24 protein-coding genes are annotated in these 25,745 nt (G+C 28.1%); 9 read left to right on the top strand and 15 right to left on the bottom strand.

Annotation, left to right across the window (positions count from 1 at the left end):
* Positions 1-2 precede the first annotated feature (2 nt).
* The 14 genes from R3342_RS04475 to rfbA form a co-directional block, all read right to left on the bottom strand.
* A complete protein-coding gene (locus R3342_RS04475; RefSeq protein ID WP_318938478.1) occupies positions 3-956 on the bottom strand; it encodes a glycosyltransferase family 8 protein in 954 nt (317 codons plus the stop codon).
* A gap of 11 nt (positions 957-967) precedes the next feature.
* Positions 968-2,122, bottom strand: coding sequence for an EpsG family protein (locus tag R3342_RS04470; RefSeq protein WP_318938477.1), 1,155 nt, complete (start codon positions 2,120-2,122; stop codon positions 968-970).
* Positions 2,119-3,504, bottom strand: coding sequence for a hypothetical protein (locus tag R3342_RS04465; RefSeq protein WP_318938476.1), 1,386 nt, complete (start codon positions 3,502-3,504; stop codon positions 2,119-2,121). The genes R3342_RS04470 and R3342_RS04465 overlap by 4 nt, the downstream gene beginning before the upstream one ends.
* A 478-nt stretch (positions 3,505-3,982) precedes the next feature.
* Entirely contained in the window at positions 3,983-5,110 is a 1,128-nt protein-coding gene (locus R3342_RS04460; protein ID WP_318938475.1) for a Wzz/FepE/Etk N-terminal domain-containing protein, read from the bottom strand.
* A 237-nt stretch (positions 5,111-5,347) separates the two neighbouring features.
* Complete coding sequence (locus R3342_RS04455; protein ID WP_318938474.1) at positions 5,348-5,647, bottom strand: GIY-YIG nuclease family protein; 300 nt, start codon at positions 5,645-5,647, stop codon at positions 5,348-5,350.
* A gap of 234 nt (positions 5,648-5,881) precedes the next feature.
* The gene (locus R3342_RS04450; protein ID WP_318938473.1) at positions 5,882-8,299 is read right to left on the bottom strand and encodes an SLBB domain-containing protein; all 2,418 of its coding nucleotides are present in this window, start codon (positions 8,297-8,299) and stop codon (positions 5,882-5,884) included.
* A gap of 304 nt (positions 8,300-8,603) precedes the next feature.
* Entirely contained in the window at positions 8,604-9,947 is a 1,344-nt protein-coding gene (locus tag R3342_RS04445; RefSeq protein ID WP_318938472.1) for a UDP-glucose/GDP-mannose dehydrogenase family protein, read from the bottom strand.
* Positions 9,948-10,085: 138 nt separating this feature from the next.
* Positions 10,086-10,613: a UpxY family transcription antiterminator gene (locus R3342_RS04440; protein WP_318938471.1), complete on the bottom strand. Its 528-nt coding sequence runs from the start codon at positions 10,611-10,613 to the stop codon at positions 10,086-10,088.
* Positions 10,614-10,765: 152 nt separating this feature from the next.
* Positions 10,766-11,734 carry a Gfo/Idh/MocA family oxidoreductase gene (locus R3342_RS04435; RefSeq protein ID WP_318938470.1) on the bottom strand — a complete coding sequence of 323 codons (969 nt, stop codon included), beginning with the start codon at positions 11,732-11,734 and terminating at the stop codon, positions 10,766-10,768.
* A 79-nt stretch (positions 11,735-11,813) separates the two neighbouring features.
* Positions 11,814-13,097, bottom strand: a complete 1,284-nt coding sequence (locus R3342_RS04430) for a nucleotide sugar dehydrogenase (protein ID WP_318938469.1) — start codon at positions 13,095-13,097, stop codon at positions 11,814-11,816.
* Complete coding sequence (gene rfbB / locus R3342_RS04425; RefSeq protein WP_318938468.1) at positions 13,098-14,114, bottom strand: dTDP-glucose 4,6-dehydratase; 1,017 nt, start codon at positions 14,112-14,114, stop codon at positions 13,098-13,100.
* 6 nt (positions 14,115-14,120) lie between these two features.
* Positions 14,121-14,978, bottom strand: coding sequence for a dTDP-4-dehydrorhamnose reductase (rfbD, locus tag R3342_RS04420; RefSeq protein ID WP_318938467.1), 858 nt, complete (start codon positions 14,976-14,978; stop codon positions 14,121-14,123).
* A 10-nt stretch (positions 14,979-14,988) separates the two neighbouring features.
* Complete coding sequence (gene rfbC, locus R3342_RS04415) at positions 14,989-15,537, bottom strand: dTDP-4-dehydrorhamnose 3,5-epimerase (RefSeq protein WP_318938466.1); 549 nt, start codon at positions 15,535-15,537, stop codon at positions 14,989-14,991.
* Positions 15,538-15,558: 21 nt separating this feature from the next.
* A complete protein-coding gene (gene rfbA / locus R3342_RS04410; RefSeq protein ID WP_318938465.1) occupies positions 15,559-16,431 on the bottom strand; it encodes a glucose-1-phosphate thymidylyltransferase RfbA in 873 nt (290 codons plus the stop codon).
* A gap of 477 nt (positions 16,432-16,908) precedes the next feature.
* Here rfbA and R3342_RS04405 point away from each other — a divergent pair, with 477 nt between their 5' ends.
* From R3342_RS04405 to R3342_RS04380, 6 genes are all read left to right on the top strand, one after another.
* A complete protein-coding gene (locus R3342_RS04405) occupies positions 16,909-18,183 on the top strand; it encodes a tyrosine-type recombinase/integrase (RefSeq protein WP_318938464.1) in 1,275 nt (424 codons plus the stop codon).
* 151 nt (positions 18,184-18,334) lie between these two features.
* Positions 18,335-19,186: a hypothetical protein gene (locus tag R3342_RS04400; RefSeq protein ID WP_318938463.1), complete on the top strand. Its 852-nt coding sequence runs from the start codon at positions 18,335-18,337 to the stop codon at positions 19,184-19,186.
* 92 nt (positions 19,187-19,278) lie between these two features.
* Positions 19,279-19,566 carry a helix-turn-helix domain-containing protein gene (locus tag R3342_RS04395; protein ID WP_318938462.1) on the top strand — a complete coding sequence of 96 codons (288 nt, stop codon included), beginning with the start codon at positions 19,279-19,281 and terminating at the stop codon, positions 19,564-19,566.
* Positions 19,567-19,568: 2 nt separating this feature from the next.
* Positions 19,569-19,943 carry a hypothetical protein gene (locus tag R3342_RS04390; RefSeq protein WP_318938461.1) on the top strand — a complete coding sequence of 125 codons (375 nt, stop codon included), beginning with the start codon at positions 19,569-19,571 and terminating at the stop codon, positions 19,941-19,943.
* Complete coding sequence (locus R3342_RS04385) at positions 19,933-21,207, top strand: DUF3987 domain-containing protein (protein ID WP_318938460.1); 1,275 nt, start codon at positions 19,933-19,935, stop codon at positions 21,205-21,207. Before R3342_RS04390 ends, R3342_RS04385 begins: the two co-directional genes overlap by 11 nt.
* A gap of 103 nt (positions 21,208-21,310) precedes the next feature.
* Positions 21,311-21,493 (top strand): hypothetical protein, encoded by a 183-nt coding sequence (locus R3342_RS04380; RefSeq protein ID WP_318938459.1) that lies wholly within the window; start codon positions 21,311-21,313, stop codon positions 21,491-21,493.
* 312 nt (positions 21,494-21,805) lie between these two features.
* Here the strand turns inward: R3342_RS04380 and R3342_RS04375 are convergent, their stop codons facing one another.
* Entirely contained in the window at positions 21,806-22,489 is a 684-nt protein-coding gene (locus tag R3342_RS04375) for a hypothetical protein (protein WP_318938458.1), read from the bottom strand.
* A 386-nt stretch (positions 22,490-22,875) separates the two neighbouring features.
* Here R3342_RS04375 and R3342_RS04370 point away from each other — a divergent pair, with 386 nt between their 5' ends.
* The 3 genes from R3342_RS04370 to R3342_RS04360 are packed head-to-tail and all read left to right on the top strand — an operon-like array spanning position 22,876 to position 25,708.
* Positions 22,876-23,046 carry a hypothetical protein gene (locus tag R3342_RS04370; protein WP_318938457.1) on the top strand — a complete coding sequence of 57 codons (171 nt, stop codon included), beginning with the start codon at positions 22,876-22,878 and terminating at the stop codon, positions 23,044-23,046.
* Positions 23,047-23,096: 50 nt separating this feature from the next.
* On the top strand, positions 23,097-25,034 hold the full coding sequence (locus R3342_RS04365) for a hypothetical protein (protein ID WP_318938456.1): 1,938 nt from the start codon (positions 23,097-23,099) through the stop codon (positions 25,032-25,034).
* A 5-nt stretch (positions 25,035-25,039) separates the two neighbouring features.
* On the top strand, positions 25,040-25,708 hold the full coding sequence (locus R3342_RS04360) for a response regulator (RefSeq protein ID WP_318938455.1): 669 nt from the start codon (positions 25,040-25,042) through the stop codon (positions 25,706-25,708).
* Positions 25,709-25,745 lie beyond the last annotated feature (37 nt).

Below are 25,745 nucleotides of genomic sequence, written 5' to 3'. Positions count from 1 at the left end.
TTTTAGTATTTAAATATTCTTTTTTTCTTAATAATAAATCTTATAAAATCCAAAATAATATTTGGAAAATAATCATAAAGAAATTTTATTACTCTTAACCTAAAAATCATTTTTTTACTTTGTAAGGGTTCATCCTTCCAATACGATATAGATTTATAATATAAATATTTTTCTTTCATTGGATGTGTACAATTTTTATCCCAAGGCCTATTATAAAAAGCCGATAAGTAATGTATTATTACAGGTTTATCAATTGCTTCCTTAATTACTGTTTTACTGTAATAATTAGTAATGTTTAAAAATCGGTTTTTTTTATAGGTAATCAATCCGCTCATTAAATTAAATTTAGGGTGAAGTACTTTTATTTTACCTTTACAAACTTTATTGATAACTCCTTCACTTAAAACAGGTGGATTCCCATTATATTCTGCTATACACTCAATAAATTTTGTTTCAATATTTTGTTTCCTAAATTCTTTTAAATTTATTAGTGCAACTCCATCATTTATAAATTTATCAGATTTACTTAGATTAAGTAACTTTTTTGCATCTACTGTGTATGTTTCTACTCCCCCAATTAAGTCATTTGTTAAATCCGTCTCCCAAAATTCTTTTAATGAATCATTAATTATAGTGTCACTATCTATGTATAGTACTTTATCAATTTCTTTAATCCTAGCAAAAAACAATTTTGCATAAACTGTTTCAATATGTCTACCAAGCGCCTTTATTTTTAAATCACCACAAATATCGTAAAACGAAACAACTATTAAATTACGACCGTATGAATTAACTAATTTTTTTAGCAGATCTAACGATTTTTGTGAAACATCTTTTGCTACAAAATAAAAATCAATTTCTTCAAATTCTTTATTGTTTTCTAATAAAGATACTATAGAAATACCTGTATGTGATATATAAGCTTCATCACAAGAATAGGCTATGTTTAATTTCATAAAATTTCTTTTTAATTTAAATTATTTTGTGCTCTTATCAAATTCTCTCTTGTTTCGTCTTTCTTTTTATCAAAGATTGAATAATATGGATACCAATAGCTATACCACCTTGAGGAAGCAACATATTTTGAAGTATCAGTAAAATAACGATTCATATGAATTATTGAAAAAATAAGAAAAATAATAATTACAAATGCCATTCTGATAGATCTAATATCCTTTCTTCTAAAAAAACCATGTAATATTTCTGTTAAAAAAATAAAGATAATTGGAGTTAGGTAATTTAAAAACCTAAAGAAGATAAAAAAAAATGTAGCTGCTGCACCAATGATGATATAAACACTAAGGAAACTATAAAAATTAGAATTTATTTTTAAAAAAGATTTACTTAATTTATAAATAACAGTGGGATACAACAAATATAATACTAAAATTGAAATTATCCCCCATATGGTTGGGACGTATTCAACATATTCTTTCATACTTGTAATTAAACCACCTACTAAGTTTACAGAGTCAACAAATCTGGAGAAATAACTGCTAAATAAAATACCCAATACAAAGATCAAAAGCGCTCGCCAAAAACTAAATTTTAAATTAATAATAAAGGGGAAAATAAATAAAATTATAGCAGAAAAATGAAATAAAAACGCAACAAATGAGAGCGTAAAATATAAAAACCATTTTTTGTTTTGTAAATATTTAATTGAATATAAAAATATACCAATTGCTATTGATTCTCTTAGTATTTCAAAATTAAAATAACCATAGTAGCCAATATAATATAACAATATTGCGGTAAAAACATATTTTGTATTTGATTTTATAAAACTAAAAATTAATGAATTTACAATAATTGCATGTAAAATTTGTAACATGTAAAATTCTGGAGTAATAGATTTGGCTATTGCCACAAGAAGAACCCAAAGTGGTTGCAGTTTACTTAAACCTATTTCATAATTTCCAAATTCATTAAAATTCGGCATATTTTGATATTTAAGCATATACATTAAAGTATCCCCACCAACTCTGTATCTAAAGCTAGACAAACAAATTAAAACAAGTAATATACCATAATACGCTATTTTTTTTCCTGATTTTGCATTCCCAAAATCATAGATAAAAGCGAAAAATATTAATAGTATTAATATTAAAAAATAAATCATATCCTAAAATGAATAATGTCAATTACCAAATTTTTAAAAAAAAGAAGATTCAAAAATAGCAGGATAACAAATAAAATACCAAGACTACTGATAAGATTAAAATTCATAGAATAAACAAACCAAAAAGCATTTGTAACTAATATTATATAACCTAAATCTTTTACAACACCTTTACCTATTAGGGCTATACAATTTATTGGGAAAATAGCCCAAATATAAATTGCTATAACCGCAGCAATTGCAATGCTTGTTAATGTTTTAAAATAAAAATAAAAGCTAAAACTCAATACTATTGCAACAATTAAATACAGCATAGTATCAAACAAAAAAAATCGTTCTTTTTTTTGGATTTTATATAAATTTACATAAATTGATTTTATAATCATCATCCCAGGAATTGAAGTCATCAATATGGCTGTAAGTGGCAAAGAGTCAATATATTTCGGTAAAAAAAAAGTTATAATTAGTTTTAGAACAAAAAAACTCAATAAAGAAAAACTTCCAATTAAGTATAAGGTATTTTTATATTTAAGGATAAGTTTTGAACTATTATTACGATATAAATATGGATAAAAGGTTTTGTTTATTGCACTAATAAATATTACGACAAAACCAATTAATGAAATTCCTAACGAGTATTTTGCAAAACCCTCATTGTTTGATAAAAACTTTGCCATCCAACGTCCTGTATCAAAAAATAAAGTAAATAATACATTTCCAAGCATAATAAAAAACCCTGAAATAAATATTGGTTTATAAATTTTAAAATCATCAAATATATTAGATAGCCCTAGTGACAATTTAAATCGATTATTTAAAAATGTTCTATACCTTAGTTCTAAAAAAATAATAGAGATTAAATAGCTAAATATTGTTGAAAAAATATAAAATTTATAATCAACAACACCTATGAATACAAATAATAATGTAAGTAATATATTTACAATAGGAACAATAATTACTGCTCTGGTATAATCTTTAAACTCACCTATTGCTTGGTAAAAATACAGAAAAAATGATTGTAAATTTATTGGTAATAAAGCCAATCCAACCAATAAAATAATAGTATTATTTAAAAAAAGACCTATTAACATTACAAAAAGTAATACTAATAGTTGAAATGTTATAAAAAAACTATGAAAACCATCAAACTCTTTTTTATCAACATCTTTAAATGTGCTCCCTCCATATTTAATATTCAATCCATCAACAAAACCAAAATGCATAAATCCTATAAAGCTTGCATAAAGTGTATATGTCTTAAGATCAGAAAAAGCGTCAATTGATAATACATAAGGCAAAACAAGTCCATTAATAATACTTGATAGCATGACAATCAAATTTGAGCCTGAAACTCTTAACAAATCTTTTTTTAAACTCATAAATAATCTATTTGAATCCTTTAAGTTAAAAAGATAATTAATTTAAATAATCTTAAAATCTAGTTTTACTTGAGCACCACTTATACATTTTCTGAATCCCTTCTTCCAATTTAATTTTATGCTACTAATCTAATTAGTGTAATTTAGAAGTATTTGTTAATTTTTTTATTCTGATATCTTTGCCTGTGTCAAATGTTAATGTGGGGTTGCGTATCTAGATGAGGCAGTGAGGTGGTGGTGGGTGCCTCATTTGAGGCTGATTGCTTCACTGCGATCGCAATGACGTTAGTATCACGAGATGCTGAAACGAGTTCAGCATGTCGTCCATTTTCAGAATGAAGGTTTTGTTCATAAGCCGCAGGAATACCCTTCGACACTTCTACTTCTCTCAGTGCAGGTCTGCTAAGGATGATGTCTTCAACCTGACAATAATACTTATGAAATTGTTTCACTTACATTAAATTAAATTCTTTTATAACTAATTTTCACTTTTTATCCAATCCTTTTTCAGTCCTCCTAACAATGTTTTTCCAAACACCATCCCAATTCCAATAATAACACCCAAAAATGTCCAAATAGCTAAAATTAAAACTCTTTTAGGTTTTGCTTTCTCTATGGGAATAGTAACTGGTTTTAATACCGTAAACACCGGAGTATCTTGTTTTACTTGTAATTGTTGCGTTTCTAATTGTTTAGCTAATTCGGTATATACACTAAATGCTAAATCGTATTCACTTTGCAATTGCACCATTTTAGATTGTGCCAACGTAGTATTAATGTTCTGATTACGATCTTTAAAACTAGCTAATTGATTTTGAATAGTTTTAAATTCTTTTTCTTTTTCCTGATAGCGACCTTGAATAAATTTAAGTTCTTCTTTTGATTTTTGAACTTTAAAATTAATGATATAATGTTGTAATAGTTCTTGTGCTTTTTTTGCTAATTGTGCTGCAGATTTTGCTTCTGGTAAAGTTGCAGAAATAGTAACATAGCCATCTTTATCATTAATATCTATTACCAATTGATCCTTTAATTGTTTAATAAGTTGGTATTCATCATCTGTGACAGTTTGAATTTGGTTTCCATCAACAGATTGCTTCACTTTGTTCGCAATGACTGGTTTGGATTTGATGGCTTTAATAATAAGTGCCGGTAAACCAATGGTAAATTTTTTGATATACCCTAACAAGCTTGGATTATATACATTGGTGTAATAATCTGTGTATGTTATTGGTTTCTCTTGTCCTTCTATCGTTATGGGGGTTTGCAATAATTGTTTTTGAAAAGGAATACTATTAACAATTTGTGGGTATAGCGAAGTTGAAATACCTGAATCACTCCCCAAACTACCTAAATTAATACCAGCCATTGCAGCTAGGCCTCCTAAACTCCCTCCAATACTTTTTCCTTGAGTAGCAGGTACAATAGTGGTAGAAGCGGTATATTCTTTCTCGGAGAACAAGGCTATAAATAAGCCTATAGCCATAAAAATAAGTATTGCTTTTATAATGGTTTTTCTACCATCCCATAGCGTTTTGGCTAAAGCTATTAAGTCTATTTCATCTTCTTCTGAGGTAAGTGTTGGTTTGGTGTTTTCTTGGGCCATGTTATTTAATTTATAACCTATGTTTTATTTTTATCTGTCATTGCGAAGCTTTGTAAAAGCTGTGCAATCTTTTTCTTTAATTTGAAGCAGATTGCTTCGGTCGTTCCTCCCTCGCAATGACGTACTTTTTTGTTACTCTCCTTGTGATAACGTTAAAATCGTCATTGCGAATGAAATGAAGCAATCTTTTATTTTAGCTACAGATTGCTTCTTCGTTTATCTCATCGCAATTACGGATTATGCTGTTTCAAATATCCAATCATTACTTAAATCGTTCCATTGTGGATTCATACCTTCTATTAATTTTACTTTATTATTTCTATTACCTGCTTTTAACTGTTTTTCTCTATTAATTGCTTGATTAATATCGTTAAACTCTTCAAAGTAAACTAATTTTTCACAATTATATTTTGATGTAAATCCTTTATATACTCTTGTTTTATGTTGGTAAACTCTTTCAATTATATTACTCGTTACTCCAATATAAATTACCTTGTTATTTTTATTTGTCATAAAATACACATAATTCTTTTTCATATTGAAACGGATTACTTCGTTTTATTTTAGAACAGATTGCTTCGGTCGTTCCTCCCTCGCAATGACGTTATGTTTCCTTGCCCCACCTCATGTCCGTCATTGCGAGCGTAGCGTGGCAATCTGTTTCTTTTAAAGGTGTTTCTCTTTATTTTGAAGCAGATTGCTTCGTCGTTGCTCTCCTCGCAATGACGTTTGCCTTGCAAGATCGTTTTCTTTCCTCACAATGATGTTAAATTAATTAATCAACGTTTTAATTAAAATACCTAAAGTAGAAATACCAGATGTTATTCCTAAAATTTCCGTTGCTGAAAGTCTGTGTTTATTTTCAGATTTTTTAGGCACAATTATTAAGGCTCCCGGTTCTATTTTTGGGTACGTTTTAAAAAATATAAAGTTTTTGGTACTTCTAATATCTCCGTTAGCATATACTATATATGCCTTTCTTCTAACTGCATTCTCCGAATATCCTCCAGAATTTGAAATATAATCTTTAAACGAATACGATTTATCATATCTTGAAAGTGATGGGGAAAATACTTCTCCACGCACTTCAACCGTTTGCTTTACCGTGGGTACAAAAAGAGCATCTCCTTCTTGTAAAATCAAATCTATTTTTGATTTTGCTCCTCCTTCTTGCATAATTTTCTCTAAATTAATTCCTATTTTTATTTCATTATCTTTTTCAAAAACTAATGTAGAATCTTTTGTAGTAATGTTTTCTAACATTGCTAACTGTTGCTTATCTGTATTGGTATTCATTTTTCTAACTAGTGTTGCTCCCTTTAAATAAGCATAAGGTGAAAATCCATTGGCTTTTTTTACCAAGTCGGATATGCGTTCGTCTTTATTTGCTAAAGAATAGGTTCCTGGATATTTTACTTCTCCCTCTATGCTAACATTTTTTTGTTTGGTAAAACCAGGTATATACCTTACAGAAACTCTATCGAAAGGTTTTAAATAAAAACCTTGATTATCACTAACAATTAATTTATTAGTACTGGATTTTTTTATATTTTTACTAACAGTGGTATAACTACCATCTGCAACTCTACGTGAAATATCAATTACCGAAGGATCTGCACCTTCTTTAAATCCTCCTGAAATAGCAATTAAATCTTCAATATGCATTTTCTCAACAAAGTCAATAGTTTGAGGCTTATTAATAGCTCCATCAATACTTACGGTATATTTTTCTTTTAAATTATATTTACTGAAAATATGAACACTATCTTCTCTTTTCAACAATTCATCTGCCTCTTTATGTATTACTTTATTTACTGAAAATGGTATTACTTCCTGTTTAACATCATCTACCGTTCTATAAATAATACCTCTATCTAAAAAAGCATCTTCTTTAATACCTGCTGCTTTATTTATTAATTCCGATAGTTTTAATCCTTTTGTTAATTCGTAATTTCCTGGTCTGTATATTGCACCTCCAATACTAACTCTGTTTTCATATCGGTCAATAACTGTACCTACGGTTAATTTATCCCCGTCTTTTAACTCAAAGTTACCTTGATCTTTTAATACTACTTCGCTAACTTGTTTTTCTTTACCATTAACTCGTTCTACCAATAGGCGTTCTTTATATGCATCGGCAGTAAAACCACTAAAATAATTAATCAAATCATGAATAGATTCTCCTTTTTTCAATTCATAAATCCCAGGGCGTTTTACATTTCCTTCTACTAGAATTTTACTCAAATATGGAGAAACAATAATTACATCTTGATCTTGCAATAGGGTATTCCCTTTTTCTGAACCATTGATTAAATAGTCATAAATATCAAAATTACTATATGTTTTTCCTCCTCTAATTAATTTAATATCTCTAAAAGTTCCATGTTTTGTTGGACCTCCTGCTGCATACAAAGCATTTAATACTGTAGATAATGCACTTAAAGAATAAGTTCCTGGCACTTTAACTTCTCCAATAATATTTACCTGAACCGTGCGAACCCCCACTAACGATACATCAGCATATACCTTATTGTAACTTGAATTTGGCGCACTTATACCATTATATATCTTTTTTAAATAGGAAATTATTTTAGTTTTAGCTTTATCCATAGATAAACCACTAACATAAATAGGACCAACATTTTCAATGCGTATAGCACCTTCTCTATCTACCTGTTTTCGGTAATTATTTTGTGCAGCTCCCCAAACATCAATTAATAACTCGTCTCCAGGTCCTAATTGGTACGTTGTTGGTGTTGCTAAATTTAAATTAGGGGTAAAGGATATATTTGGATTATTAAAAAAATCGTAACCAAATAAAGAATCTTTTTTAACGGTAACCTCGCTGCTATCTATTAACCCAAATTTTTCTAATGGATTTATTGCAGAAGTTGAACTTATATCGGATTGCGAACTTGTATTTGTAGTTTTAAAAGGTAACGCATTAATTCTTTGCTTTAACTTCATTATTTGCACATCGGACATTCCTTTTGTCTTCGCTAAAATTTCAATTTGGTCTATCGTATATCCTTGTGATTTTGCTTTATCCCAATACGATTGAATTTGAGCATCGGATAAATCATCAATATTTATACTAGACAATTGGCTTTGACTTATAGTTTGTGCCGTACTTTGCATTACACTAAACACACTGAATAGCAGCAGAATAGCAATTGCTTTAAATTTCATAAGGTTACTTTTAATTTTGTGGTAAATTTAGTTTTTTATTTTTATTTAGATGTTGAATTGTTTTGACTTAGATCAAAACTATATTTTGAATTTTTAATTCCTCCTTAGCAAGGTAGTTTCATTTATTCGTCATTGCGAGCGTAGCGTGGCAATCTTTTTCAATACTGGCAGATCACCACGTCGCTACCGCTTCTCGTGATGACGTTTTCTTTGTTGTACTCCTCGTGATGGCGTTAAATTCGTCATTGCGAATGAAAAATGAAATGAAGCAATCTTTTACTTTTAGCTTTAGATTGCTTCGTCGTTACACTCCTCGCAAGGTTGTTTGTTTTCCTATTTGATAGTATTCAAACCCTTTTTCTTCTAAATTAAATATATTGTATTGATTACGACCATCAAAAATAATTGGATTTTTTAATTGTGCTTTTATTTCCTCAAAATCTGGGGAACGAAACTCTTTCCATTCTGTTAACATAATAAGTGCATCTGCATTGATAAGGGTTTCATATTTAGCATTTTTATAGATTATACCCTCTACATCTTTTAAATAAAATGCTTTGGCTTCATCCATAGCTTTTGGATCGTAAGCCTGTATTTTTGCGCCTCTTTTTACCAGTTCTTTTACTACGTAAATTGCTGGTGCTTCACGCATATCATCGGTTCCAGGTTTAAATGCTAATCCCCATAAAGCAAACGTTTTGCCTTTTAAGTCTTCGCCAAAACGTTTAACTACTTTATTCGCTATTACTAGTTTTTGTTGATTGTTTACGTTTTCTACGGAAGTAATTAATTGTGCTTGGTAGCCATATTCTTCTGCGATTTTTTTTAATGCTTTTACATCTTTTGGAAAACAAGAGCCTCCATAACCACATCCCGGATAAATAAAACTATACCCAATACGATTATCAGAACCAATACCTAAACGAACTTTATTTACATCTGCTCCTACTAGTTCACAAATATTAGACACTTCATTCATAAAAGAAATTTTAGTTGCCAACATTGCATTTGCAGCATATTTGGTCATTTCCGCAGAACGAATATCCATTTCAATTAAACGATCGTGATTTCTTAAAAAAGGAGCATATAATGTTCTCATTTTAGCAAAAGCTATTTCATCTTCAGCGCCGATTACCACGCGATCTGGTTTCATAAAATCTTCAATTGCTGCACCTTCTTTTAAAAACTCAGGATTAGAAATTACTTGAAAGTTTAATGTGGAGTTTCTTTGATCTAACTCTTTTTGAATAGTGGCTTTAACTTTATCTGCAGTTCCGATAGGTACTGTGGATTTATCTACCACCATTAAATCATGAGTCATTTCTTTTCCTAATTGAGAAGCTACTGCTAAAACATATTGTAAATCGGCAGAACCGTCATCACCCATTGGAGTTCCCACTGCTATAAAAACAATTTCTGTAGCCGGTAAGGCATCTGATAATTGTGTACTAAAATTTAAATTTCCATTTGCCACATTTTTTATTACTAGCGTTTCTAAACCTGGCTCATAAATTGGAATAACGCCATTTTTTAAGGCATTTATTTTTTTTGCATCAACATCAATGCAAGTTACCGTATTACCCATTTCAGCAAAACAGGTTCCTGTAACTAAACCAACATACCCTGTCCCTATAATTGTTACTTTCATAATTTATTTTAAGCTATATAAATTTAAATAAAATCTTTTTAATTAAAAGTTATTTATCAGCATGGCTTCGCCCTCCTCAGTCCCATATTATTTTGGAAACATTGGTATTATAAACTTCTTTATTTTATTAGCTAACAACTAATTATTAGCTACCTTTTTAATACTATTTAACGGTAAATTCACCTCTATAAAACTTTGTAAAGCTTCAACTTCTGCTATTATTCTATATTTACCTGCTTTATTTATATACGTTGCAAATAATCCTTTAAACGGCCCCTTTACAACTTCTATTGTTTCGCCTTCTAATAAATTAATTGGACTAATAATTTTAATATTTTTACTATTACCAATTATTATTTTTAAATTATCAATTTCAACATCTCGTACAATAGCAGGTTTACCTAAATATTTTAGAATATTTACTACGCCTGATACTGCTAGTATTTCAGAAAATTTATCGTTGCTAGTTTTAACAAAAACAAAGGATTTAATCAGAGGTTCCGTTACCTTCTTTTTTCGATCACTCCATTGTTTTATAGAGGTTAATAAAGGCAAAAAAGTTTCATATCCAAGATTATTCAATCGTTCATAAACCTTTTTTTCTGCCCTTGAATGTGTACGTATGGCATACCAGTTAAACTCATAACCTACTGAACTTTTACACATTATAATTTCTTTTTCTTTTAAAACAACTATAGCAATATTCAAATAAAATTGAATAAATTACCATTTATTAGTATTTCCTTACAATTTATTAGGGCACAAAAGTAATATATTTTAGAACAATTTTCTATAAAATAGTCTTAAAATATCTAAGATTATTTTTCAAAAGGGTGCTTTGCTAATGGCTTTTTAACAAATGGATGGTATTCTCCTTTTATACCAATTGGATTGGCATGGCGAATTGCATGCACAATTTCTATTGCTTGGCGAGGCGCCTCAATACCATATCCTCTCCCTTTTAATATTTCGTTATAAGAAACGGTATGTAAGTCGGTAAATCCGCCACTAAATTCTAATTCCTCTCCATCAATAGTTATGGAACGGTAAGTACGTTGTCCTTTTGCTTTAATATCCTCAGGCAATACATCATAATTTATGGATAAAAACCAGCGAACTCTAGCTTTTTCAAATTCTAAATATCCTGCAGAACGATCGTGAGTATTTACATGAACTATATTTTGCTTTAAATCCCCAAAAATCCAAGAAAGCATATCAAAAAAATGAACCCCAATATTGGTTGCTATTCCTCCTGACTTTGCAATATCTCCTTTCCACGAAGTATAATACCAATGTCCTCTAGAAGTTAAATACGTTAAATCTACTTCGTAAATCTTATCTTTAGGTCCGTTATCTATTTTTTCCTTTAAAGCAATTATGCTTGGGTGTACACGTAGCTGAAGAATATTGTTAATTTTTTTACCAGTTTCCTTTTCAATTTGCGCTAAAGCATCTATATTCCAAGGGTTTAATACTAGTGGTTTTTCGCAAATAGCATCCGCTCCTTGCCTAAGTGCAAACCGTATGTGAGCATCGTGTAAATAATTTGGCGTACAAATACTTACAAAATCTAATTGCATATTCTTTTCAAATTTTAGTTTTGAAATATGCCTGTCAAACCTTTCAAACTCCGTAAAAAAATCAGCATTTGGAAAATAGCTATCTATAATACCAACACTATCAAACTTATCTAAAGCTGCTATTAAATTATTATTGGTGTCTTTAATAGCTTTCATATGTCTTGGTGCCACATAACCGCTTGCTCCAATTAATGCAAAGTTTTTCATGTTTTTTTAGTTTTAGTTATTTTGTTAGTGTTTTTAATTTATTAATGATTTCGCTACACTTCGACAGGCTCTGTGTGAATTATAATCTCCCTTGGACTTTACCTTTTAGTACCCCTTTTACATCATAAATAATTCCGTTTTTCGTTAATTTTTTTGAAAAATCTATTTTTAAGAATTCTTTATGTGCAACCGCTAAAACAATAGCGTCAAAATAATTATCTGGCATACTTTGAACTGTTTCTATTTGATATTCATCCTGTACTTCTTTACTATCAGCCCAAGGATCAAAAACAGTTACTTTAGTTTCGTATTCTTCTAAGTTTCTAATAACATCTACTACTTTAGTATTTCGTACATCCGGACAATTTTCTTTAAAAGTAATTCCTAAAACTAAAATGTTTGCATTTTTTATTGGTTTATCCTTTTTAACCAGAAGTTTAATAACCTCAGAAGCTACATAATTTCCCATACTATCGTTAAGCCTTCTTCCTGCAAGTATAATTTCAGGATTATAACCAACGGACTGTGCTTTTTGTGCTAAATAATAAGGATCAACCCCAATACAATGTCCACCAACTAAACCTGGTTTAAATGGTAAAAAATTCCATTTAGTTCCTGCTGCTTCTAAAACCGCATGCGTATCAATATCTAATAAGTTAAATATTTTAGCCAATTCATTAACAAATGCAATATTAATATCTCGCTGAGAATTTTCAATAACTTTTGCAGCTTCTGCTACTTTAATAGTTGGCGCTAAATGTGTACCTGCGGTAATTACCGAAGCATACAAATTATTTACTTCTTCTCCCACTTTTTTAGTAGAGCCTGAAGTAACTTTTAAAATTTTATCTACCGTATGTTTTTTATCGCCTGGATTTATTCGTTCTGGAGAATAACCCACATAAAAATCTTTATTAAAAACTAAATTTGATTTTTCTTCTAAAATAGGAACACATATTTCTTCTGTAGCACCTGGATATACAGTAGATTCGTAAATTATAACAGCACCTTTATTTATAACACCCCCAACTGTTTCACTAGCTTTTATTAATGGTGTTAAATCGGGTTTATTATTTTTATCTACAGGTGTTGGTACGGTTACAATATAATAGTTGCAGTTAGAAATGTCCCCAAGATTTGAAGTGCAAAACAATCCTTTTTTTTCATCTACAGAGTTTACTAAAACTTCATTTAAGATTTCTTTTTCAACTTCTAAAGTAGTATCTATCCCTTTTTTAAGTTCCGAAACTCTTTTTGGTTTAATGTCATATCCTACAACCAAATATTTGGTCGCAAATAATCGAGCTAAAGGTAAACCTACATAACCTAGTCCTATAATTGCTATTTTTGGTGTTTGCTTCACTTATTTATTTTTGTACTTATTAAAGTACCACTCCACAGTTTTTAAAATTCCAGAATCAAAATTTTCAGCGGCTTTCCAACCTAAATTATTTTCAATTTTAGAAGCATCAATGGCATAACGAAAATCATGACCCGCTCTATCTTCTACATAGTTAATTTGATCTTTATAGCTGCCTTTTTCTAAAGGTTGAATACCATCTAACAATTCACATATTCTTTGCGCAATATAATTATTATTCTGCTCATTTTTTCCTCCAATATTATACACTTCTCCACTTATTCCTTTTCGAAAAGCCAAGTTAATTCCTTTACAATGGTCTAATACATATAACCAATCTCTAATATTACTTCCATCACCATATATTGGTATTATTTCACCAGATAATGCTTTTCTGATAACGGTTGGAATTAATTTCTCATCATGCTGTTTTGGTCCGTAATTATTGGAACAATTAGTAATTACCGTGTTCATTCCATAAGTATGAAAATAACTACGAACAATCATATCGCTACTAGCTTTGGACGCACTATATGGAGAATTTGGAGCGTAAGGTGTTTGCTCGGTAAATAATCCTGTTTTTCCTAATGTACCATAAACTTCATCCGTAGAAACGTGTAAAAAACGGCTATTTTTAAATTCTTTTTTATACGTAAATGGTTTTTCCATCCAAAACTTATAAGCTACATCTAACAAAGTAAATGTACCTTTTACATTGGTTTCAATAAATACATCTGGATTGGTAATAGAATTATCTACATGCGACTCGGCGGCCAAATGCATAACGCCTTCAATTTTAAATTTGGTAAATATGCTTTCTACTAATGTTCTATCACAAATATTTCCTTTTATAAAGGTGTAATTGTTAGCATTTTCTATACTTTTTAAATTTTCTAAATTACCCGCATAGGTTAACATATCTAAATTTACAAAGTGGTTATTTGGGTATTTTTCTACAAGGTATTCTACAAGATTAGACCCAATAAATCCTGCTCCTCCGGTTATTAAAATGGTTTTCATAGTTATTTACATGTTTTTAATACATTCTTTTAAAGAATCTTGCCAATTTGGAATATCTATTCCAAACGTATTTTGAATTTTATTAGTATCTAACAAGCTATATTTTGGTCTTTTTGCTTTCGTTTTAAAATTTATAGCTTCTATAGGTTCCACCATGCATTTTATATTAGAAATTTTGACAATTTCTTTTGCAAAGGTAAACCAACTGCAACTTCCTTTATTAGAATAATGAAAAATTTCTGTAGTTGTATTTTTTATTTTAGAAATACTATTAAGTATGGCTTCCGCTAAATCTTTTGCATAAGTTGGGGAACCAATTTGGTCCGAAACTACCTGAATTTTATCTCTATCCTTACTTATTCTACGAATTGTTTTTACAAAATTCGTATTAAATTCGGAATATAACCACGAAGTTCTTATAATTATAGAATTTTTAGGATTAACTTTTTGTATAGCCTTTTCTCCTTTTAATTTAGTTCTTCCGTACTCATTTTGAGGGTTTGTTTTGCAGATTTCTGTATAAGGAACTTTGGAATCTCCATCAAAAACATAATCGGTAGAAATATGTATTAGAGTTATAGCGTATTTTTTTGCCTGTAAAGCCAAATTTTCAACCGCAATATGATTAATTTTATTTGCTAAAACGAATTCCTCTTCTGCATTATCTACTTGAGTATACGCTGCACAATTTATTATTGTAGTAATCTTATTTGTTACTATAAATCTTTCAACTTCAACTGAATTTGTTATATCTAAAATCGATTTTGTTGCAAAAAAGAAATTAAAATTAGGATATTTTGTTTGGATATTTTTAAAGGTTAAACCAAGTTGACCATTTGCTCCTGTTATTAAAATATGCTTCATCACCTATGGCTTAAAAATAATCTGCATTATTAAAAGTTGTTTGAATTTTATCCTTTTCAGAAATCAACACTTCTTCTATTGGAAATTTCCAATCTATTTGAAGCGTTGGATCATTGTATAAAATACCTCTTTCCGATGCTTTATGATAATAATTATCCACTTTGTAGGTAAAAATAGCTTCCTCGCTCAACACCACATAACCGTGAGCAAAACCCTGAGGAACAAATAGTTGTTTTTTATTATGTTCACTAAGTTCTACCGCAACATAATTACCAAATGTTTTAGATTTTTTTCGAATATCAACAGCCACATCTAATACGCTTCCTTTAATTACTCTAACTAATTTTGATTGTGCAAATGGAGGCATTTGGTAATGCAATCCTCGTAAAACTCCTTTGGTAGATTTCGCCTCATTGTCTTGACAAAAATCTACAGAATATCCTATAAATTTTTCAAAAGATTCTTTTTTAAAGGATTCAAAAAAATAACCTCTTTCATCGGCATGAACTTGTGGTTCACAAATAATTACCTCTGGTATTGTTGTTCTTGTAAATTTCATTTATTTAAGGTTAAATTTTCTTTACTTAATCAGCCCCATCAAATATGTGCCATAATCATTATTTTTATATTCTTCAGCCAATTTCATTAACTGCGCTTTAGTAATATAGCCTTTTTCAAAAGCAATCTCTTCAATACAAGCAACTTTTAATCCCTGACGTTTTTCAATAGTTTGAATAAAATTAGATGCTTCTAATAAGGAATCTTGCGTACCGGTATCTAACCAGGCATAGCCTCTACCCATAACTTCTAACTTTAAATTATTTTGATTTAAGTAAGTTTCGTTAACCGTAGTTATTTCTAACTCTCCTCTTTTTGATGGCTTAATATTTTTAGCAATATCTATTACATTATTTGGATAAAAATACAATCCAACAACCGCATAATTACTTTTTGGATTTACGGGTTTTTCTTCAATACTTTTTACATTTCCATTCACATCGAATTCCGCTACACCATATCTGTTAGGGTCCTGAACATAATATCCAAATATAGTTGCTTTTTTATCCTCAGTAACTGTTTTAACTGCATCTTGTAATAAGTTTTCAATCCCAGCACCATAAAAAATATTATCTCCTAAAACTAAACAAACATCATCCTCTCCTATAAAATCTTCTCCTAAAATAAATGCCTGCGCTAAACCATCAGGTGATGGCTGTTCCTTATATGAAAATTGCATTCCAATATTATTGCCATTTCCCAGTAGCTTTTCAAAATTTGGTAAATCTTGTGGCGTTGAAATAATAAGTACTTCCGTAATGCCAGATTGCATTAATATGGATAGCGGATAATAAATCATTGGTTTATCGTAAATAGCCAGCAATTGTTTGGAAGTTCCTTTGGTGATTGGATATAATCTAGTTCCAGAGCCTCCTGCTAAAATAATTCCTTTCATAAGTGCAGTTTTATAAATTAGATGCAAAGCTAAATTAATATTTACTTAATACCAATTTATATGCATTGTCATTATTAATAAATAAGATGAAGATTAGTTTTTTGTTAATTTATAAAAGGTTTATTACTGCTTCCTATTTAATTTCGAAATGGAGTTTTTTCAAATGCTCAATTATTAGCGCATACATTTAAAAATAAAAAATGGATATAAATGGAACAATCAATAAGTTTTAATACAAGATAACATAAAAAAAGCATCTCAATTGAGATGCTTTTTGCGCGGTCTGGACGGGACTAATATAATATATGAGTACTTAAGACTAACACATAGTAATTTAGCCTTCGATCCCTTTATATATAAGGTTCTTATACAAAGTAAATAAAAGTTATAAAAAGTTAATATAAAATTTTACCGTCACAAATACTGTCACAAGTTTTATTTTAGTTACATTTGAAATGGTTAAAGATCAAATTCAAAATGGCTACTGTCAAATATATAATACGTAACAAAAAATCAATTAAACCAGTTTCAATTAATTATGATATTAGCTTATCATCTACAATTCGATTGAGAGGCTCAACTAATATTAAAGTCATTCCGCAATACTGGGATAATTCAAAACAACAAATCAGAAACGTTGTTGCCCTTTCAAATACTAAAGACCATTTAAACAAAAAGCTTTCTGATTTTAAAACTTATGTTTTTGATAAATTAAGTAAATATGAAACCAATAACATAAATGAAATAAAACAACTTTTAAAAGATGATGTTGACATTTATTTAGGAAAAAAGGAAGAAGAAAAGGAAGATATAATCACCTTTTATACATTTACAAAAACATTTATTGAACAATCAGAAAACAGAGTAAACGAAACAACTGGAAAAAAATTATCAGTAAGAACTATTCAAGATTACAATAGAACCATTGAGTTAGTTAAAGATTTTGAAAAAAAGAAAAACTACAAAATTACTTTTGACACGATCAATTTAGAGTTTTATTATGCTTTCAAAACCTATTTGGAAAAACTTGAATTTTCTGTAAATACAATTGGAAAGTTTATTAAAGTTTTAAAAGTTTTTATGAATGCTGCAACGGAGCAAGGATATAATACAAATTTAAGCTACAGAAACAAACACTTTATAAAACCAAATGTTGTTTCAGAAAATATTTATCTCAATATAAAAGAGCTTCAATCAATAATAAATTTAGACCTAACAGAAAATCCTTTTATGGATAATGCAAGAGATTTATTTATTGTAGGAGCTTATACCGGATTAAGAGTTTCTGACTTTAACGACTTAAAAGAAGATAATATAAAAGAACATAATGGAAAGCGATTTTTTAATCTAACAGTCAAGAAAACTGGGAAATATTTATCTATTCCTCTTCACCCAGAAGTTGAAAAAATTCTTAAAAAACATAACAACAAGCTTCCAAAAAAAATGCATCCTCAAGAAATAAATGATCAACTCTCTAAAATTGGCAAAAAAGCAAAGATTAAAGAAATTATAACTATTAACTCAATAAAAGGAGGAAAAACAATTACTGAAACTACACCTAAATATAACTTAATTAAAAACCATACAGCCAGACGCTCCTTTTGTACAAATGCATATATTGCCGGTATGCCAACATTAGATATTATGGCCATTAGTGGCCATAGTTCTGAAAAAACATTTTTAAACTACATTAAAATTACTACGGATGAAAGAGCCATCAAAATTTCTAACAATCCATTCTTTAATTCATAATTGTATTTGGCTTGAAATTTGTAATCTAAAAAATATTTAATTTAAATCATGTTATAATAAAGAATTCAGATAAATAAAAAATAGAGGTATTTCAAAATGTTAAAAATTAAAATCTATAAATAACAGTTTTACAAAAAAATTAGCAATAAAAATGGGGAAATCATCCAAATTTTCAAATTCTATTTCTACAGAGAAGTATTATAATTTTACAGAAAAAGAAAAAGAAGAATATTTAGTTAAGAACAATATTTACAAAAAAAGGAGAATAAAATATTCAAATGAACATCTAAATTCTTTTAAAAAAAATGGAGAACTCTTTAAACGTACCCACATAGTAAATGAGCTTGTGCTTGATGAAATCATTAATTATTTTTTGGACACAAAAGAAGCATACACCGAAAACTTTGCGGAAATACAAGAAGTAAAAATGAAAATTGAAAACGCTTTTGATAAAATTGAAATTGAAAATATTCTTAGAAAAAACCATAAAAAATATTTTCAGAAATTATTTAAAATAGATCTTTCATTTTGGTATTTTCTTGGTCAAGATGATTACAGAGATTATGGTGAAAAAGATTTTATTGATCATATTAGCTGCGAATTAGATCGAAATTTAATTGAAGAATTTATTACCCATCAATTTATAGATTTTGACAAAAATAAAATATTTAATCAATGGATTAAAATTGAAAAATATAATGGTGTCTTAAAAGCCTTAAAAGTTTTTAAAAATGAATATTTATCTGAAGAAAATAACAAATCAATTAAACCATTAACTTTAAATAAATCCATATTACTTATGGACTATATTATTAGTTTTCAATCTGAAACATGGGGAGATATAGCCAAAACAAAAAAAGCAAAACTATTATCAAAATTATTTAACAAAGATTACACTAATACATTAAGAGGTCTCCGTCTATTAGAGAAAAAACCATCAGAAACGACTCAACAATTTAAAAATGATGAAAAAGAAATAAAAAACTTTATAAAATCAATATAAAAAAATACAACAGGGTAATTTATAGGGTTACCCTTGTACTATAAATTAAACATACTTATCACAATTTTACTCAAAATTTAAATTAAAAAATTATGAGTGAAAAAATCACCCAAGTTCATCATACTTCAAAAGATGAATTAATCCGCAACATTATTAAAGGTGTTGAAAACAAACTCAAAGAATTTGAAAAAAGTTTTACTCCTAAAGAACCTACTACCTGGCTTACTAAAAAAGAAGTATCAATCATTTTATCTATTTCAATTGTTACAATTGACGACTGGAGTAAAAAAGGCATTCTAAGTCCATATCGCATAGGAAATCGTATTAGATTTAAGAGAATTGATATTGAAAATGCTTTAACAAATATTAATAAAAAATAACTATGTCAAAAATGAAAAAGGGCACTAAAAAAGCACCCAATAATTCGGTTAAAAATCAAATGCAATATACGAAAAATTCAAAAATTAAATCTAATTTATTACAGTTATTAGAAAATTTAGAACAACAAATACTTAGAAGTCAAGCCTACTTAATTGATGATAATCAAATAAGAGAGCATGATCAATACTTAAGAAAATTAAAGCACATTAAAACTGTTGCAACTGCTGATCCAAGGTTTCCTTATCAAAAACTTCAATTAACAATTGATAATCTTTATAGAAATTCTCCTGTAAAACCAAAACGAATTACCGTTGTAATACCAGTATATCAATTAATTAATCCTAGTGAATTTAATCCTGAAGTATATGGAATATAGAACTAAATTCCCTTATGAGATATTTCCTATTGAGATCCAAATATTACTTGAAAAAGCAGAAGAAACCCTTAATTTTCCAATTGAATATTTAGGTAGTTCTATACTTTCAGCTTCGTCAGTTGCAATTGGAAATTCATACCAGGTTAAACTAAAAGAAGGTTTTATTGTTAAGTCTAATTTATATTTAGCTCTTATTGGAAATGCAGGGGATGTAAAATCTCATCCTTTAAAATTTGCTTTTAACCCTATAGAAAAAACAGAAAAGGCTTCATATTCGAATTATCAAAATGAATTAAAGGAATACAATAGCCTTAGTCCTGAAGACAAAAGAACTAAATCTAAACCTATTTATAAAAAATATATTTTAAAAGATTTTACACCTGAGTCATTAATATCAATACATTCAAATAATAAAAATGGAATAGCAATTCTTTCAGATGAATTGTTTGGCTGGATTAAAAATTTCGGAAGATATAATAGCTCAGGTGAGCAAGAAACTTATTTAAGTCTTTGGAATGGACATTCCATTTCTGTTGATCGAAAAAATGATGATCCTATTCGACTTGATGATACTTATGTAAATATAATTGGAACAATGCAAACTAAAATTTTACCTGAATTAAACAAAGATAATAGAGGTAATAATGGATTTATTGAAAGGCTTCTTTTTTCTATAAACGACAACCCCAAACCCATACTTTGGAGCACTAATGAAATTGATAATGATCTAATTAAGATGTATCAACTATATATTGAAAGATTATTTATGTTGCAACAAAACGATAATGATATAAATTCAAAAATTTTAGAGTTTGATCCTCAAGCAAAAAAAGCTCTTATTGAATGGCAAAATTCCAAGAGAATAGAATTTATTGATGATGATGTTGCAACAAGCATTCAAGCTAAATATGAAGTATATGCAATAAGGCTTTCACTTCTAATTCAATTATCTCATTGGGCATTAACTGATAAAACAAAAGATAAAGTTGAATTATTTGCCGTAGAAAATTCTATTAAATTGACTGAATATTATTTTAATGTAGCCCTTAAGGTTCATGACAAAATAAATAATATAAATCCTTTAAATCGATTGTCAAAAATTCAAAAACAATTCTACGAAAACTTAAATACTAGATTTACAACTAAAGAAGCTTTAACTGAAGCAAAAAGAATAAATCTAAATGAACGAACATTATATAGATTTCTAAAAAATACTAGATTTTTTCTTAAAGAAAATCACGGTATTTATGTAAAATATATTTAGCTATTCTTATGTCATTATTGTCACTATTGTCATTCTGTATTAAATTTTAAGAGTAAAGTGTAAATAATGACAATAATGACACTCTCTAAACAAAACAATAATTATGAAACAAATAATATTTGAAGTTACAAAATACAAAAAAACAAAAATCTATTTCCCAATTGATATAACAAGAAAATATCCTGTTCATTCTCATTATTTATTGCAACAAGCAAAAAATAAAGTAGTTTACAAATATGATCCAGCAAGTAATCTCAACGAAGAAGAATATAAAAAATATTTATAAGAATATTTAATTCAAAAAAATAGTTCTACATCTAATAATGCAACTGTGACTATTTTAAGTGATATTACAGTATTATAAGCTCGTTGCAACGTTATCAATAAAACTTACAACATACAATATCCTTTATAAACAAAGGGCTTCTCATAATTGACAATTGATAAATGCATTAAAAAAAACACCTTGTTGCAACAAGAAAAGTAAAACGTTGCAACAACAGAAATTTATTAAAAAAACGACAAATCACTATTTTTCTGTCCAGTATATTACTATAATTGATGTAAGCTAAGAAGAGCAAACGTATATCAATAGCGCTTATTTCTTTTCATAAATATACTTATTAATTATATGCTCTGTGATAGGTTTTAATTCTTTCATTGTAATTGGATGTACCCCCCTAGAATTAAAATATTCCATTTCCCCTTTATCAGATTTTCCATACCAAATCACAGGATGACCATTAACGAAAAAAGTTGTGGTATCACTAACCTCGATCTTTTTAAATTTTTTAATATTAATGCCTTTTAAAAGTAGGTTTGGTGATTTTCCTTCACAATTAATTTTTTCATAGTGATCAGTCTCCCATATAATACAATTATTACTTTTAAATATTCCTTTATAATATAAAAAACCAAATATCACAATTAACATTAAAGTTATTAAAACGGTTATTTTAACAACCTTTAATTTAGAGATTTTAGTAACTCTCCCTATTGATCCATTATTATTTTCAAAGTCTAGAAAATCACTATACTCTAAATATTTTGAAATTAAGTTTTTTAACTCAGCACTAGGTTCTCCTGCATTATTTTCTTTTTCTTCTACATACTTATCATAATACCCCTTAATAGCTCGTGAGCTAATATAATTAGATAATCCATACTTTTTTTCTAGAACTTCTTCAACAAAATAAATAGCATTTCCATTTTTCGTTTTTCTATCATTATCTCTTTCGTTCTCAAGTTTATCAAATAATTGGCTAAGTAATTTTTTTAACATTTTGGCTGAGATTAGTTATTCAAAGTTAAAAATAATTTGGAAAATCGATGGAAAACATTTTCCAACACTTATGGTTAATCTTTTCCAAGTATTATCCATTAATTTTCCACTCAAATCAGTTAATCACTTCTAATCTTTGCATTAGGATTAGTGAAAAACTTAATTAAGTACAAATTAAGGCTGTACATAAGCTAATTCTAAATGAAGTTCTAAAACAGGAAAGACAACCGTTTTGGGAAGCAGTTAATCTTAACTGTTTTTAGACTTCATACTTCCCAAAGTAGGAGAGAAAATCTCTTCAATATTAAATGTATCGCTGTCAGGCAAAAAATACTGAGCAAAACTCGGACAGCAATACTATTGTCAAATTTTAAAAAATGAAAAAAATGAAAAAAATACTTTTATTAACAGGAATTATTTTAATAAATGGAATGCTATTTTCTTGTTCAAATGATGATGATCAGAATTTAGACACCTATCAAAATAATGTTGAATTGTTTGGAACTGGCGGTGAAGAAGGTATAACACCACCACCACCTCCTCCTCCAATTCCATAAAATTTAAATGGTTTGATAATTAATTAATAGTTTTACCTTAATTTAGAGGAATGAAAGATTTAAAAATTGCATTCCTCTTTTTTTGTCTTTACAATTTATTTTTATTCTCATCTTGCAACGAAAAATTATCAGTAAATCAAGAAAAGAGTAAAATAATTGATTCTTTGGATATTTTTATCCTTAAAATGAAAGATGAAAATTTTGATTATAAAACTCGCTTACAATCATCGAGTAAAGCTTTACAATGGATAAATATAACAAAAGATAGTTCAGATATAAATGAAATTTTAGCTTATAAAATTTACTTATTTGGAAGTTTAAAACAGTATGATAGTGCAATTTATACAACTAGAGAATTATTACAAAAAACAATAAAAGAAAATGATTCGATATCCATTGGGAGAAATTATTCTAAAATGGCATATTATTTTAGTAGAAATAATCAAAATGATAGCGCTTATTTCTATTACAATTTACTTAAAAATGATTTCTTAAAATACAATGATAGCCTTTCAAATGGAAATAATTTATTTGGGATGTCTATTATTGAACTATCTATAGGTGATTTCATAGCAAGTGAATATTCTGGTTCTTTAGCACTTAACTATTATAAAGGTGAAAATCCAAATTATTCGGCATCTGTTTATAACAATTGGGCAATTTCTTCAAAATCACAAGGACAATTGAAAGATGCGTTATTATTTTATAAAAAAGCGATTGGTCTTTCAACTTCAAAAAAAAATATTATAATTTATAAAAATAATTTAGCAATTATTTATCGAGATTTAAAAAAATATGATTTATCAATAGCAATCCTAGATAGTTTAAAAAGTATAGAAACACTTGATAACAATACTAAAGCTAGAGTTGAAGATAATTTAGCTTATATAAAATGGTTAGCCAATAAAAATGAGTATGTACTCCCTGAATTAAAAAACGCTCTAGCTATTAGACAAGAAGAGAATGATTTATATGGTTCTATAGCAAGTTATGCACATCTTTCTGAATATTATAAAAATATAGACACAAATGTTTCTTTATATTATGCTTCAAAAATGTATGATGTAGCTAAAACTCAAAACAGAATAAATGATCAATTAGAAGCTTTGCAAAAACTAATAGCTTTAGATAATCCAGAAAACGCTAAAGAGTATTATAATACATATATCAAAATAAATGATAGTTTACAGAAAGCCAAAGAAGTAGAACAAAATAAATTTGCAAAAATCAGATATGAAAGTGATAAAAATCAAAAAGAAAATTTACAATTAAAAATAGCTCAATCAAACAGTAGATTAGAATTAGAAAAAGAAAAAACAAGAAATATTATTGGAGTTGTTTCAAGTGGTTCAGTTATAATTGGATTATTAGTTTTTGTTTATTTCCGAAAACAAAAACATCAGCGAGAAAAACGAGAAGAAGTTTATAAAACTGAAACTCGTATTGCTAAAAAAATACATGATGAAGTTGCTAATAATGTAATTAATATTATGAATAAAGTTCAATATACTAAAGAGAGTAACGATAGACTTTTAGATGATTTGGAAAAAGTTTATTTGTTAACTCGTAATATTTCTCACCAGAATAGCACAATTGAAACTGGAGGTAATTTTGAGAATTCCTTAAAAGCACTTCTTACAAGTTATAACAATGAAAAAACGAGGATTATTCTTAAAAATATTAATGAAATTGGTTTAGAATTTATAGCTAAAAATAAACAGATTGAGATATATAGAGTATTACAAGAGCTCATGGTTAATATGCAAAAGCATAGTAAAGCTTCTTTAGTTGCAATTTCATTTAAAAATATTGGTCGTGAATATTTTATAAATTATTCTGATAATGGAGTAGGGCTAGAATTTGATAACCTTACTTTGAAAAATGGACTTAAAAATGTGGAAACCCGTATAAAATCAATAAACGGAAGTATTAATTTTGACTCGTCATTAAATAATGGATTTAAAGCATTTATAAGTTTTAACAAATAACTACTATGTTCCAAAAAGTATTAATAGCTGAGGATATGGACTTTATTAATAGTGGAATAAAGTCTGAATTAACCAAATTAGACATACAACAAATAGATTATGTTCAATATTGTGATGAAGCACTTTTAAAATTAAAAAGTGCGCGTTTAAATAATGTACCTTTCGACTTATTAATAAGTGATTTATCTTTTGATAAAGATTATTTAGAACAAAAAATTAATTCTGGAGATGAATTGATAAAAGCTGTAAGAAATGAGTTTCCTAATTTAAAAATCGTTGTATTTTCCGTTGAAGACAAAGACTTTAGAATACAAACATTGTTTAATGAACATAAAATTAATGCTTATGTATGGAAAAGCAGACAAGGATTAAGAGAACTCAAGAAAGCAATACAAAAAATATATAATTCTGAAAGTTTTTATATTTCTCCACAAGTTGCAAATGCTCTCCATAAAAATAAAGCAATCGAAATCGCTGATTATGATATTTTTTTAATAGAATGTCTTTCTAAAGGTTATTTACAAGAACAAATTAGCGATCTACTAAAAGAAAAAAAATGGTCACCTACAAGTGTAAGCACTATTGAAAAGCGCTTGAAATTATTAAAAGAGCATTTTAACGCTAACAACCCAACACATCTAGTTTCTTTAGCAAAAGATTTAGGGCTTATTTAAAATATTTACATCAATTGATATTGCCATACGGTTTCCC

It is taken from the genome of Lutibacter sp. (assembly GCF_033723435.1).
In the GTDB taxonomy this organism is placed as follows: domain Bacteria; phylum Bacteroidota; class Bacteroidia; order Flavobacteriales; family Flavobacteriaceae; genus Lutibacter.
This window is presented reverse-complemented; position numbering and strand designations above follow the sequence as displayed.